At 49.0% G+C, this 13,046-nt stretch carries 14 protein-coding genes; 10 read left to right on the forward strand and 4 right to left on the reverse strand.

Annotated features, from left to right (window positions below; all coding sequences use genetic code 11):
* Positions 1-161 precede the first annotated feature (161 nt).
* Genes BMZ63_RS12755 through rffA form a run of 10 tightly spaced genes read left to right on the forward strand, consistent with a single transcriptional unit; the run spans position 162 to position 9,741 of the window.
* Positions 162-746 (forward strand): D-sedoheptulose-7-phosphate isomerase, encoded by a 585-nt coding sequence (locus BMZ63_RS12755; protein ID WP_091706046.1) that lies wholly within the window; start codon positions 162-164, stop codon positions 744-746.
* Positions 743-2,191, forward strand: a complete 1,449-nt coding sequence (hldE, locus tag BMZ63_RS12760) for a bifunctional D-glycero-beta-D-manno-heptose-7-phosphate kinase/D-glycero-beta-D-manno-heptose 1-phosphate adenylyltransferase HldE (RefSeq protein WP_373296710.1) — start codon at positions 743-745, stop codon at positions 2,189-2,191. Before BMZ63_RS12755 ends, hldE begins: the two co-directional genes overlap by 4 nt.
* A gap of 1 nt (position 2,192) precedes the next feature.
* Complete coding sequence (locus tag BMZ63_RS12765) at positions 2,193-3,236, forward strand: glycosyltransferase family 9 protein (RefSeq protein WP_091706049.1); 1,044 nt, start codon at positions 2,193-2,195, stop codon at positions 3,234-3,236.
* Positions 3,233-3,742, forward strand: a complete 510-nt coding sequence (gmhB, locus tag BMZ63_RS12770; RefSeq protein WP_091706051.1) for a D-glycero-beta-D-manno-heptose 1,7-bisphosphate 7-phosphatase — start codon at positions 3,233-3,235, stop codon at positions 3,740-3,742. The genes BMZ63_RS12765 and gmhB overlap by 4 nt, the downstream gene beginning before the upstream one ends.
* A gap of 11 nt (positions 3,743-3,753) precedes the next feature.
* Positions 3,754-5,010 carry an O-antigen ligase family protein gene (locus tag BMZ63_RS12775; protein WP_091706053.1) on the forward strand — a complete coding sequence of 419 codons (1,257 nt, stop codon included), beginning with the start codon at positions 3,754-3,756 and terminating at the stop codon, positions 5,008-5,010.
* A 2-nt stretch (positions 5,011-5,012) separates the two neighbouring features.
* Positions 5,013-6,098 (forward strand): dTDP-glucose 4,6-dehydratase, encoded by a 1,086-nt coding sequence (gene rfbB, locus BMZ63_RS12780; RefSeq protein WP_091706055.1) that lies wholly within the window; start codon positions 5,013-5,015, stop codon positions 6,096-6,098.
* Entirely contained in the window at positions 6,095-6,976 is an 882-nt protein-coding gene (rfbA, locus tag BMZ63_RS12785) for a glucose-1-phosphate thymidylyltransferase RfbA (protein ID WP_091706057.1), read from the forward strand. The genes rfbB and rfbA overlap by 4 nt, the downstream gene beginning before the upstream one ends.
* A 12-nt stretch (positions 6,977-6,988) precedes the next feature.
* Positions 6,989-8,044: a TDP-N-acetylfucosamine:lipid II N-acetylfucosaminyltransferase family protein gene (locus tag BMZ63_RS12790; RefSeq protein WP_091706059.1), complete on the forward strand. Its 1,056-nt coding sequence runs from the start codon at positions 6,989-6,991 to the stop codon at positions 8,042-8,044.
* 1 nt (position 8,045) lies between these two features.
* Positions 8,046-8,618, forward strand: coding sequence for an acyltransferase (locus BMZ63_RS12795; RefSeq protein WP_091706061.1), 573 nt, complete (start codon positions 8,046-8,048; stop codon positions 8,616-8,618).
* On the forward strand, positions 8,605-9,741 hold the full coding sequence (gene rffA / locus BMZ63_RS12800) for a dTDP-4-amino-4,6-dideoxygalactose transaminase (RefSeq protein WP_091706063.1): 1,137 nt from the start codon (positions 8,605-8,607) through the stop codon (positions 9,739-9,741). Before BMZ63_RS12795 ends, rffA begins: the two co-directional genes overlap by 14 nt.
* Before the next feature lie 38 nt (positions 9,742-9,779).
* On the opposite strand, the gene BMZ63_RS12805 is transcribed toward rffA, so the two are convergent.
* The 4 genes from BMZ63_RS12805 to BMZ63_RS12815 form a co-directional block, all read right to left on the reverse strand.
* Complete coding sequence (locus BMZ63_RS12805) at positions 9,780-10,379, reverse strand: YrbL family protein (RefSeq protein WP_091706064.1); 600 nt, start codon at positions 10,377-10,379, stop codon at positions 9,780-9,782.
* A 1-nt stretch (position 10,380) separates the two neighbouring features.
* A complete protein-coding gene (locus tag BMZ63_RS12810) occupies positions 10,381-11,493 on the reverse strand; it encodes a glycosyltransferase family 4 protein (RefSeq protein WP_091706066.1) in 1,113 nt (370 codons plus the stop codon).
* Between the two features lie 87 nt (positions 11,494-11,580).
* Positions 11,581-12,405 (reverse strand): BUD32 family EKC/KEOPS complex subunit, encoded by an 825-nt coding sequence (locus BMZ63_RS14910; protein ID WP_143072220.1) that lies wholly within the window; start codon positions 12,403-12,405, stop codon positions 11,581-11,583.
* Positions 12,366-13,046: a 3-deoxy-D-manno-octulosonic acid kinase gene (locus BMZ63_RS12815; RefSeq protein WP_177187082.1), complete on the reverse strand. Its 681-nt coding sequence runs from the start codon at positions 13,044-13,046 to the stop codon at positions 12,366-12,368. The genes BMZ63_RS14910 and BMZ63_RS12815 overlap by 40 nt, the downstream gene beginning before the upstream one ends.

Below are 13,046 nucleotides of genomic sequence, written 5' to 3' on the forward strand. Positions count from 1 at the left end.
CAAGGCGTAATACTAACCGCTTTTGCAGGCGCCTAAAACATCCCGGCCAGGTCCGTGGAAAAGCATATGGGAGGAGTTTTTCGGCCATGGTACACTTCGTCTTTTGAATCAGTACCGTGCGCAGAGTACGGCCACTGTCAGAATTCGACTTGGAGGCCCCGATGTCCCAGCAAAGCAGCTACCTCGCCACCCTGGAACGCCATCGCCAAACCTTTGCCGTTCTGGAGGACCATCAGGCGTCCGCCGGGCAGTTGCTTGAGCATGCCAAGAAATGTCTCAAAAACGGCGGCAAAATCATCTTCATGGGTAATGGAGGTAGCGCAGCGGATTCCCAACACCTGGCAGCGGAGTTCATGGTGCGCTACAAGCAGGAACGCGGGCCACTGGCCTCCATTGCACTGACCACCGACACCTCCATTCTCACTGCGCACCCGAACGATTACGAGTTCGAAACAGTATTTGAACGCCAGATTCGTGGCCTCGGCAAACCCGAGGACCTGGTGATTGGCCTGACCACTTCCGGCCAGAGTGAGAACATCAATCTGGCACTCAAGGCTGCAAACGAGCTTGGCGCCACCACAGTTGCGCTGACCGGCAAGGATGGCGGAAAGGTAAAAGACATTGCCAAGCTCTCCATCATCATCGGTTCCAATGAAACAGCCCGCATCCAGGAGGCACACATGTTTATTGGCCATTGGTTGTGTGAAGCCATGGATGAGGTGGTTACAAGTGGAGGCTTGAACTGATGTTTGACCCGGCCCGGCTGGACCAGTTGAGTAACGCCTCGGTACTAGTGATTGGCGACGTTATGCTGGATCGCTATTTTATCGGCGACACCAATCGGATATCCCCAGAGGCTCCAGTACCCGTGGTGCGCATTGGCCATACCGAGGACAGAGCCGGTGGCGCGGCAAACGTGGCCCGGAACATTGCCCACCTGGACGGCAAGGCCTCATTGCTGGGCATTATCGGCAACGACTCCGATGGCCGCCTGCTGCAGGATCTCCTGGTGCAGGAAAAGGTCCATTCGGAACTCCTGTCGCTGAACGATGCCCGCACCATCTCCAAAACACGGATACTTTCCCGGCACCAGCAAATGGTGCGGTTGGACATGGAAGACACCTTCGCCGAAAGCCAGTCTGAGCAACTGAGCGAGCACTTCACCCGCCTGGTTCAACAATACGACACCGTCATCCTGAGCGACTACGCCAAGGGCACCCTCGCCAGCGTCCGCAAACTGATCGACACCGCCCGGGCCGCCGGCAAGCGGGTACTGGTGGATCCCAAAACCAAGGATTTCTCCAAGTACCGGGGCGCCACCATCATCACCCCGAATCTCACCGAATTCCGTGCTGCCGGTGGTGACGACAGCTCTGAAGAAGCCATGCTGGCTTCCGCCAGAAACATCCTGAACACCGCCGGCATCGAGATCATGCTGCTCACCCGCAGCGAGCAGGGTATGAGCCTGATCACCCCGGATGAGCACCACCATTTCCCGGCCGAAGTGCTGGAGGTCAGTGATGTGACTGGTGCCGGCGATACGGTGATTGCCACGCTGGGAACCCTGCTAAGTGCCGGTTTCGAGCTCAGCGACGCCGCTTGGCTGGCCAACCTGGCCGCCGGCATTGTCGTGGCCAAGCTAGGCGCGGCGACCGTATCTCCGGAAGAGCTGGCCGCCAAGGCCAGCCATCAGTTGTCCTCTAAAAACAGTGGCTACCACCCGAGCACAGAGCAAAGCCTGCTGCACATCGATTATGCCCGCCAACAGGGCGAACGTATTGTGTTCACCAACGGCTGCTTTGACATCCTACACGCCGGCCACGTCCGTTACCTGGCCCAGGCCCGCGCCCTGGGCGACCGGCTGGTAGTCGGCCTGAACTCGGACGCGTCCGTGCGCCGCCTGAAAGGTGACGAACGGCCGGTGAACAATCTGGAAGATCGAATGGAAGTGCTGGCTGCCCTGGCCTGTGTGGACTGGGTGATCCCCTTTGGTGACACACAAGAGGAAAACGACACCCCCGAGCAGTTGATCCGGCGCGTCCAGCCTCAGGTCCTGGCCAAGGGTGGTGACTACACCGTCGATACCGTGGTTGGCGCTGATTTCGTACAAGAGAATGGCGGCGAAGTAGCCATCCTGCCAACGCTGGAAGGCCGGTCCACCACCGGGCTGATCGATAAAGTCAGAGGTTGATTTGCCGGCTCCACGTTCTATCTGCCTGCTTCGGCTCTCCGCCATCGGCGACACCTGTAATGCCGCCGCCGTGGTGCAGGCCATTCACGACCATTACCCGGACACCGAGATCACCTGGATCATTGGCAAGGCCGAAGCCTCACTAATGAGCGGCATGCCAGGCGTGAAGCTTGTGGTGTTCGACAAAACCGAAGGCTGGAGGGCATACACCAACCTGCGAAAAAAGCTCAAAGGTCAAAGCTTTGATGTCCTTCTGCTTATGCAGGTCGCACTGCGAGCCAACCTCGCCAGCCTGTGCATTTCCGCCAAGCGTCGGATTGGCTATGACAAAGCCAAAAGCAAGGAACTGCACAGCCTGTTCATCAATGAGCGCATCGAAGCCACCGACAAGCCCCATGTGCTGGATACCTTCCTGCAATTCCAGAAAGCCCTCGACATTCCTCTTGAGGCACCTCGGTGGAGCCTTCCAGTCACGGAGCAGGATCAGGCCTGGGCGCAACAACAAATCGACGCTCACCGGACAAAGCACCTGGTCATTGTCCCGGCCGCCTCCAATAGCGAGCGCAACTGGCTACCAGAGCGTTACGCTGCAGTCGCCGATTACGCAGCCGACAAGGGCTTTGCCGTATACCTGTGTGGCGGCCCCAACCCAACAGAAAAAAGCCTGGCCGAAGCCGTTCAAGCCCATGCCCAGGCACCTGTCAGAAACCTGGTGGGGCACTCTTCCCTCAAGCAATTGCAGGCATTCCTGAAAGTCGCTGACGTGGTCATCGCCCCGGATACAGGTCCGGCGCACATGGCCGTGGCCGCCGGCACGCCGGTCATCGGTTTGTATGCCCACAGCAACCCCAGCCGCACCGGCCCCTATCTGTGGCAGCAGTACGTGGTCGACGCGTATACTCCCGCGCTCAAGGAATCGCGTGGTGAAACCCCGGAACAGGCGCAATGGGGCCAGCGCCTGAAAGGCGCCCACCTGATGGAACGCATTACCACCGAGCAGGTTTGCAGCATGCTTGACCGCTGCATTCAGGAGCAGGAATTATGAGTAACAAGGCCGTCTTCCTGGACCGCGATGGCGTGATCAATGTGGATCACGGCTACGTGTACCGCAAGGAGGATTTCGAGTTTGTGGACGGCATTTTCGAGGTCTGCCGGCATTTCCAGAAACAGGGCTACCTGCTGATCGTGGTGACCAACCAGTCCGGTATCGCTCGAGGCATGTACACCGAGGCCGACTTTCAACGATTAACCGAGTGGATGCTGGAGCGTTTTCGGGAAGAAGGCATCGAGATAGCTGCCGTGTACCACTGCCCCCATCACCCGAAGTTCGGGCCGGAGGAAACACGGGATTGCGATTGCAGGAAGCCGAAGCCGGGGATGATTCTGAAGGCTATCGAGGAATTTGATATAGCGCCATGCCGATCGATTATGCTCGGAGACAAAAGCACTGATGAAGAGGCTGGTATTCGAGCAGGCCTAGGAAAGAACATCAAGATTAACGATTCTTCCGATATCATAAAAATCATATTCTCACTCCCACCCAAGGATTAAGCCGAATTTTTATGCAATTCACAACCTCATTTCTCGCCTTCTCTTTCGGGGCTCTTGCTCTTATACTCCCTTCTGGTTATTCATGGGGGCCGGCTGCACTGCTGCTTTGCGCAATAGGGGCTGCTATACGGTACCGTTCAGCAAAATTTATTTTGCCTCGCCCAGAAGACAAAGTTCTGGTTATTTCTTTTATTCTGTTTTTTCTTGTAGCTTTATTTGAAGTCCTAGTACACGGTACAACGACGAGTGAACTGGATAAACCCAGCCGCTTTATCTTGGCACTTCTCGTTTTGGCACTCCTGAACGAGCGCCCACCATCAGAGTCTTGGGTCTGGCTTGGTTTCGCTACCGGGGCAATCGGGGCATGCTTAGTCGCTCTTTACCATGTGTTTGTGGTTGGATTGCATCGAGCAGGCGGGGGCATGAACCCAATTCAATTTGGCAACCTTTCCATGTTACTGGGGCTGATCTCTCTCTGTGGAATCGGCTACACACTAAAGAACGAAAAAAAAGCATTCCTATTCAAAATATTCATGTCAGCCGCTTTCTTTGCAGGCGTTCTTGGCTCATTCCTGTCCGGAACTCGCGGCGGGTGGTTGGCACTGGCGGTGATTCCACCGATTGTTTTTGTTTTCTACGCGCAGTCCGTAAACACCAAAAAGGTTCTGGCAGGAATTTTTTTAATATGTATAGCATCAGTAGTACTAATGAATGTTGCCGGCAACAGTGTTGAGCGTCGCATAAACAGTGCAATCACTGAAATGGAAGCGTATCACGATGTTAACAACACCCGGTCCTCTCTTGGGGTTCGCTTGGAACTTTGGAAGACAGCCTGGCTACTTGGAAAAAGCAAGCCCTTAATAGGCTGGGGAACAAACGGATTACAAGAGGGTAAACAACACCTGGTAGAGCAAGAATTGGTTAGCAAAAACGCGTTAAGATTTTCACATGCCCACAATGACTACCTCGACCTTTTCCAGAAAAGGGGGGCGCTCGGCTTTTTATCCGTTGTTTTGCTTTACTTAGTTCCAGGAATCTTTTTTTTCCAAGCGGCTCGAAACAATGATCCAGGAAAACCTGTGGCCCTTGCCGGCATGACTACAACACTAAGTTACTCTATTTTCTCTCTGTCACAAGCATTCCTAGAACACAATAGTGGCGTGATGATGTACGCATTTAGCGTCGTGATCTTCTGGTGTTTGTACAAAGCACGATCGAGAAGATACGTCTCAAATCCTGAATTGTATGTGCACTCTTTCAGAGGCTGACAATGAAACTTTTGATAACTGGCGGTGCTGGTTTTATAGGGTCAGCACTCATTCGATATATTATCTCTGAAACTACCGATGAGGTTGTCAACGTAGACAAACTCACATACGCCGGAAACCTGGAAAACCTGCCGGGGATGAGCCAAAGTGGGCGATATAGCTTTGAGCAGGTTGATATATGTGATGATTCGGAAATTCGACGTATTCTGAATCAATATCAGCCAGATTCAATAATTCACCTAGCTGCCGAAAGTCACGTTGATCGTTCTATTGACGGTCCAGCAGGTTTTATTGAAACAAATATTGTTGGCACTTATACCTTGCTAGAAGCAACTCGACATTACTGGCAAACACTAGAGGAAGAAAGGAAACTTAACTTTCGTTTTCATCATGTTAGCACAGATGAGGTTTATGGTGATCTGCCTCACCCACACGATTCCGACAATGACGATATACCCTGCGCTCTACCAATGTTCACAGAGTCTACGCCTTACAAACCCAGCAGCCCATATAGCGCGAGCAAAGCCAGCTCAGACCATCTAGTAAGGGCTTGGCGAAGAACCTATGGATTACCGACCCTAGTCACAAACTGTAGCAATAACTACGGACCATACCATTTCCCTGAAAAGTTCGTCCCTTTGATGATTTTAAATGCCCTAGAAGGCAAGCCGCTTCCTATTTATGGAAAAGGCGATCAAGTGAGAGACTGGCTCTACGTGGAAGATCATGCACGGGCACTATACACCGCCCTAAATAAGGGTGCTCCAGGTGAGACCTATAATATTGGCGGCCATAATGAAAAACAAAACATTGAAGTACTACACACCATCTGCAAGATTCTCCAACAATTATGTCCTCAGAAAAAAGATTACCGGGATCTCATTACTCATGTACAGGATCGACCTGGGCATGATCGACGTTACGCAATAGATTCGACTAAAATCCAAAGAGAACTCGGCTGGGCCCCAAAGGAAACTTTTGAAACGGGAATTCAAAAGACCATAGAGTGGTATTTAAAAAACCTGGATTGGTGTCGACGCGTACAGAGCAAAGGCTACAAAAGAGAAAGACTAGGTGTAAAAAAATGAAAGGTATCATTCTAGCGGGCGGCTCCGGTACTCGCCTTCACCCGACAACCCTCGGAACCTCCAAACAGCTATTACCGGTTTATGATAAACCAATGATTTACTACCCTCTTTCTGTACTTATGTTAGCGGGCATACGGGACATCCTGGTAATCACAACGCCGGAGGATCAGGAGGGATTCTACAGAGTACTTGGCAACGGCAATCAGTTTGGCATCAGCATAGAGTATGAAATACAGCCTGCGCCCGATGGTTTAGCTCAAGCTTTCATTATTGGGGAAAAGTTTATCGGTGAAGACAACGTATGCTTAGTATTAGGGGACAACATCTTCTATGGCCAAGGCTTCACTCCAAAACTTTACGAAGCGAAACAACACGTCGAAAAGGTAGGTGGCGCCACGGTTTTTGGCTACAAAGTCAAAGATCCTGAACGCTTTGGTGTTGTAGCATTTGACACTAATCAAAAAGTAGTTTCCATTGAAGAAAAACCGAAACAACCAAAATCTCACTTTGCTGTGACGGGAGTTTATTTTTATGATAACAATGTCGTAAAAATAGCCAAGTCCATAGAGCCTTCAAGTCGAGGTGAGCTTGAAATTACAGATATTAATAAAGCTTACCTAAGGCAAGGGTCCTTAACTGTAAATCTTTTAGGTCGAGGCTTTGCGTGGCTCGACACGGGAACACATGAAAGCTTGCTAGAGGCTTCACAGTTTGTAGAGACGATTGAGAAACGTCAGGGTTACAAAATAGCTTGCCTTGAAGAAATCGCCTTCAAACAAGGCTGGCTTGACGAGGGTGATTTACGAGATCGAGCTTTATCACTGAAAAAAAATAATTACGGATCCTACCTGATAGCTTTGGCAAATAATGAGATATAAAAAGGCAATCGGATGATTTTACATATTGCTACTGTTAACAAGTTCATGGTTCCGTTCATCTCACTTATTAACAATGAATTCCCGGACCAAGATCATGAATTCTGGCTATCGGGGGCAAGAAAACTAAAGTCTACACCAATTGAACGCAGAAAAAATATTCACTTCGACAAGGACACCCTTGGAGATCGTGCGCTCTCTTTGATAAAACTTTTCCTTTTGATGAACCGTGCAGAAAAAATAATCTTACACGGGCTAAATCGACGTGTGCTAAATGTTTTGCTCGTCAATCCACACCTTTTAAAAAAATGTTACTGGGTAATCCGTGGCGGTGACTTATACCAATACCAGTCACCCAAACCAAAAGTTTCTCAAAAAATCAAGGAACTAAAAAGATCTTTTATTATAAAGCGACTTGGACATATCGTTACATATATTCCTGGTGATGTTGAACTCGCACGAAAGTGGTACGGGGCGACCGGGAAATATCATGAATGCTTGATATATATTAGCAATGTAGTTGACTTCGACATAGTTCCTGAGTCACCAAAAATCCAGAATCCCGACTCTAAAATAAAAATTTTACTTGGAAATTCTGCCGACCCCAGCAACAATCACATAGAAGCGCTTGAGAGACTTCTGCCGTACAAGGAACATGACATAAAAATATATTGCCCCTTATCATATGGGGACCAATCTTACGCCCAAAAAGTTATTGATTCTGGCCACAATCACTTCGGTGATAAGTTCGTCCCCTTGACAAGTTTTTTGGCATTCGACAAATACGTAGAGTTCTTAAAAAGCATCGATATTGCTATTTTTAATCATCATCGACAACAGGCCATGGGCAATACCATCACTCTCCTAGCCATGGGGAAGCGGGTGTTCCTGCGCAGTGATGTCACCCAGTGGAAAATGCTGGAGAACTTAGGCTTCACCCTTGGCGACTCAGCAGACATTACCCTTCGACCATTCGATAACTCAAAGATTTACGAGAATAGCCGGATAGCACGAGAAAATTTTTCGAGAAGAACATTGGTTCGCCAACTTACAAAAATTTTTGAGGAATGACGTGGCATATCTAACCGAGCGGGAAGTTCAAGAGTTTGGCTTTAAGGCTGTAGGTAAAGGGGTAAAGGTCAGCTCCAATGCCAGTATCTATAACCCCGAATTAATTGAGCTAGGAGACTATTCCCGTATTGACGATTTCTGTGTCATCTCGGGAAATATAACCTTTGGCATGCATGTCCATATAGCGCCATTCTGCCTCGTTGCTGGGGGCGATAAAGGAATCATTATGGGTGATTTTTCAGGTCTTGCATACGGTGTACAGGTATTTTCTCAGTCTGATGACTACTCGGGGAGAACTTTAACCAACCCGACCGTTACTGCCCAATTTAAGCGGGAACGCAAAGCACGGGTGACTGTAGGCAAGCACGTCATCATCGGCGCAAGCTCTGTAGTATTTCCGGGAGTCAATCTTGCTGAGGGTTGTTCTGTTGGGGCCATGACTTTAGTTAATAAAAGCACTAAACCTTGGGGTATTTACTCTGGCAACCCTGCTAGACGCATCAAAGAACGAAAACGAGACCTACTAGAGCTTGAAACACAATTTCTAAAAGAGCACGAAAATGATTCCATTTAATAGGCCTCCTCTCACCGGTGGCGAGAGCCAATACATTAACGAAGCGTTGGGCAATAACAAACTGTCCGGAGACGGTCCGTTTAGTCAACAATGCCAACAATGGTTCGAGTCCAGGCTCCCTGCCACGAAAACCCTGTTAACACCTTCTTGCACTGCAGCTCTAGAACTGGCTGCAATACTAATCGATATAAAGCCCGGTGACGAGGTCATCCTTCCGAGCTATACGTTTGTAAGCACTGCGAACGCATTTGTACTGAGAGGGGCCAGAACTGTGTTCGTGGATATCCGCCCAGATACCATGAATATCGATGAACAGCTTATAGAAGCAGCAATCACTCCTAAAACAAAAGCTATTGTGCCAGTACATTATGCGGGTGTAGCCTGCGAAATGGACGTCATCATGAATATAGCCGAGCGATACGGCCTCTTCGTAGTTGAAGACGCAGCGCAAGCTATGATGAGCACCTACAAAGGCCGAGCGCTGGGTACCATTGGGCACTTCGGCACCTTCAGTTTCCATGAGACCAAAAATTACACCAGCGGTGGCGAAGGCGGCCTGCTAATCATCAATGATGACGACTTTGCACAACGTGCTGAGATCATTCGAGAGAAAGGAACTAACCGCAGCCAGTTCTTCCGAGGAATGGTCGATAAGTATCAGTGGGTGGACGTTGGTAGCAGTTATTTGCCAAGTGAGCTGCAAGCGGCCTACCTCTTGGCTCAGCTGGATGCGGCAGAACTCATCAATGCAAACCGGCGTGCTACTTGGCAGCGTTACCACGACGGATTAATACCACTGCAAAAAGCAAACAATGTCAGTCTCCCCCGGATACCTCCAGGCTGTGAACACAATGCTCATATGTTTTATCTCAAAGTTGCCAATCTGCACGAACGCACAGCATTGCTAAGTCACTTGAAAGCCTCAGAAGTTCTGGCTGTTTTCCATTATGTACCGCTACATACGTCTCTGGCTGGTCAGCATTTCGGGCACTTTCATGGCGAGGACAGGTTCACAACCTCAGAGAGTGAAAGACTGGTGAGACTGCCAATGTACTATGGGTTGGAGCAAATGGAGCAGGATCGAGTGATTGAGAGCATTAATGAGTTTTTCTGTCAAAATTGAGGGGCACGCGAACAGAATTCAATTTTGAGGTTATCGCCCTATTCGTGATCCCCTTGCCTTATAAAGGCGTGGCGCTCCCTAAAATGTGGAAGAACCATATCATCTATAAATCTCTTCCACTTTCTCTCAATTTTCTTTCGGCCAATGTAACGAAAATAATTAGAAAGGCCCAAGAACTCTGTCGCACCAAAACCATCCACCATCACACTGCGAATTCCATCTTTCTCTTTAACAATTAAAATGTTACTCATCACGAGATCACAAGGAATAACGTTATATTTTAGCAAATAGCCTTTCAGTTCCGCCAATGCTTGCCAAAATTCCTCCTGTTCAGCTTTCGACAACTGCAGCTTTAAATAATGGCGAATATCAGGAGGCTGGCCTCCAGAGGGGGACTTTATCAACTGCTGGTCGATACCTATCAGCGTATCGGTTTCCACTACTCCGTAAAATTCCGGAATGTGGATAAATGGAACATTCCGCTTAACTAGATACTGAAAATATCGAATTTCACGCTTTGATTGCTTGCATTTCTCTTTCCGACTCACCTTTACACAGCGCATTGGATCATTTGGGTTCTCATAACATACACGCTCGTCGCCTCGGCCCACTTCCCGCCACTGCGTAAAATCTTCCATATCAATCACATTTTCCTCGGTGGACTTCCAGAATTTTTTGATAGTTCTGCTCCATCACCTCTGATATATCTAGCTTCAAAATTGAGCTCCGACAGGACTCTCGCAACTCCTGCTCATTGCGTCTACCTACCCAGAAACTCATGGCTTCGGCCATTTCACTCGGATCGACATTCGCTCCCACTACTGTCGAAACGCTAGAGCTCAAAACCTCTTTCGCACCACAGTTTTCCGTTGTTATGACAGGGGTACCACAAGACAAAGCTTCGATAACTGTGAAACCAAAAGGTTCATACTTTGTTGGGAGAACATAGCAATCCGCAATAGAAAACCAAAGCTCAGGCTCTCTTTGCTCACCCATAAACCGGCAACTTTCAGTTATCCCAAGAGAGTTCGCATAGTCTTCATATACATCTTGGTGATTTTCTCTCCCTGCAATCAAAAGCCAAGCCGGAAAGCCCAACATCGAAAAAGCCTTCATGGCTTCTTTCAAACCCTTCCTGTCATACCCGGAACCAAAAAATAAGAAAACAGGGGCGCCGCCGGACAAACCAAGAGCACGGCTGAGCTTTTCCGCCTTATCTTTCACCCGTTCACGATTGAATCTCTGCGTGTCAACGAAATTATGTATTACAGAAATGTGCTTCTTTTCCACTCCGTAGGAGCTCTGAATCTCGCGGGCACTTTTATGCGAGTTCGCCACTATATGACGGTAAGCACCCTTAGCCATTGCTTTCTTTTCGATAGCAATGGCAACTTTATCCTTCAGCCTTTTACGCCCATCCTGCATGGAACGTACAAGATCAAGATGGGTTCCCCCACCTATTCGCAACATATCGTGCGTCCAGGTCTTTCCCAACCCATAGACAAAATCATAATGGTTTTCTGAAACGTGTTTCTCTACAGCTTTGGCAAATTTCCACATGCGATGCCCCTTACCAACGGCAAAGCCTCCAAGCTTTATAAACTTTACGCGTGGGTCCGGCGGAGCAACATGGGAACGACAAATAATGGTTACTTCCTCTCCCTTTTCCACTAAATACATAGCAAGCTGATTAAGAAACAGTTCGGTACCGCCACTGTATGCATGCCGCATATGAACCAGCGCAATTTTCATGCTTCATCTTCCAAATATTGGGTTCGGAGTATTCCAGTACTGAGCTAACGGTATAGCGGCATACATCACGGCAATAGCGACCTCAATTCATGGAAGTAACTTCCGCTTCATTGTTTGTTTCCTCTTCCGCAACCACTGCGATGCTCGCCAAAAACGCCAAGCGACGATAAGGGTAGACCTGCTATAGCCGTAATAGTGCCCAACTTCCAGTGCACGAGAAAGGTTACCAGCTAACTGACAAACTTCTACAGCGCACCTGAGATGCCCGAAAAATCTCGGCTTGGTAATCCGAAAATCAATCAGATAAACCTTTTCACCATCGACAATATGATTTGCAACACGAGGATCCGAACGACGAAAACCTTGCCTATAAAGAGGAGCGAGCACTTCTATGATTTTTGGCAAATCTCTATGTGATGCCTGCCTTCCTTCTATCAAGCCGTACACATAGAAGCTATCAAGTACTACTCCATAACGGCGCCTCTCAGCCGCCAAAATCGGTCGGGGACCAAGTATTCCCAGCTCGACTAGTGCTTGCATATTACGGAACTGCCTAATGCCCTCTCCATCTCGGAAAAGTGTTAAAAAGCGCTCCCAAGGCCTACTGCTTCTGGCTTTTGGAACCTTAAGCACTAGTTCTTCCGCTTCTCCAGCTTCAAACGAGGCGACTAGACATTTCGGTCTATCTTTGAAAATAGTCTTAAATTGAAGACTATTTGAGACGATTTTTCTGACCAGCTTCCGAGCATCAGCTTCTGGCTTTGTTGTGAGTACTCTATAGCCAGCAACTGGGTCGTAAAACGAGCAGACGGATTCCTTTGAATTGTTCATCGTGATAGAAAGTAATCGCAACAAATAGGCAGAGCTCGCCCCTAAGGAACGGTTTGGTATGCGGATACGAGAGCCGCCCATTGCTTTTCTAAAAGCGCAAACTCTTCGGAATTACACAGGTTCTTTTTAAGGGAACGATATAAGCGTTGAAGGCTGACCTCTTTTAGATTGTCTTTCATATCATTCCAACGCAGAAGGTATCCCCGGTCAAAGTCGATAAGATAAGCCGTTTCACCTACCAGAAGGATGTTGAAACAGTTCAGATCCGCGTGAAACACCCCAGCATCATGAAACTGCCGAATAACCCGCCCTATCTCGGCCCAAGTTTCCTCAGGCAGATCTCGCCAAACGGAACCAAACGTAACGGCCCCCGGTATCCGCTCAACAATAATCGACGCCTGATAAACCGGCCCCTTTCGCTCATACCAGGCTGCCACCGGTTGCGGCACGGGTAAATCGAGATCGTACAACTCTTTTAACAGCTCAAACTCGGCAATTGAGCGTACCCGCTTGTAGCCCGTGAAAAGATATTGTTTCTCCGAAATTTTGGCAACAAAACCTCCTCGACGGTACTGCCTTAGCACCAGGCCATGTTCACCGGCATCCACAAACCAGGCACTGCCCCGCCCACCCGCATCCACCGGCCTGGCTTGTGCTCCCCAATAGTCAGGATCAAACCAGGCTTCAGTGACATTCGGAAAGGCGGGGTTCGTCAGAATCAC

Source organism: Marinobacter persicus (assembly GCF_900114155.1).
GTDB lineage: Bacteria > Pseudomonadota > Gammaproteobacteria > Pseudomonadales > Oleiphilaceae > Marinobacter > Marinobacter persicus.

Bases quoted from the DNA above. Each gene is read 5' to 3' on its own strand.
- BMZ63_RS14910 (WP_143072220.1), bottom strand. From the start codon at position 12,405: ATGGGCGGCTCTCGTATCCGCATACCAAACCGTTCCTTAGGGGCGAGC.
- gmhB (WP_091706051.1), top strand. From the start codon at position 3,233: ATGAGTAACAAGGCCGTCTTCCTGGACCGCGATGGCGTGATCAATGTG.
- BMZ63_RS12805 (WP_091706064.1), bottom strand. From the start codon at position 10,379: ATGGAAGATTTTACGCAGTGGCGGGAAGTGGGCCGAGGCGACGAGCGT.
- rffA (WP_091706063.1), top strand. From the start codon at position 8,605: ATGATTCCATTTAATAGGCCTCCTCTCACCGGTGGCGAGAGCCAATAC.
- BMZ63_RS12755 (WP_091706046.1), top strand. From the start codon at position 162: ATGTCCCAGCAAAGCAGCTACCTCGCCACCCTGGAACGCCATCGCCAA.
- rfbA (WP_091706057.1), top strand. From the start codon at position 6,095: ATGAAAGGTATCATTCTAGCGGGCGGCTCCGGTACTCGCCTTCACCCG.
- rfbB (WP_091706055.1), top strand. From the start codon at position 5,013: ATGAAACTTTTGATAACTGGCGGTGCTGGTTTTATAGGGTCAGCACTC.
- BMZ63_RS12790 (WP_091706059.1), top strand. From the start codon at position 6,989: ATGATTTTACATATTGCTACTGTTAACAAGTTCATGGTTCCGTTCATC.
- BMZ63_RS12775 (WP_091706053.1), top strand. From the start codon at position 3,754: ATGCAATTCACAACCTCATTTCTCGCCTTCTCTTTCGGGGCTCTTGCT.
- BMZ63_RS12810 (WP_091706066.1), bottom strand. From the start codon at position 11,493: ATGAAAATTGCGCTGGTTCATATGCGGCATGCATACAGTGGCGGTACC.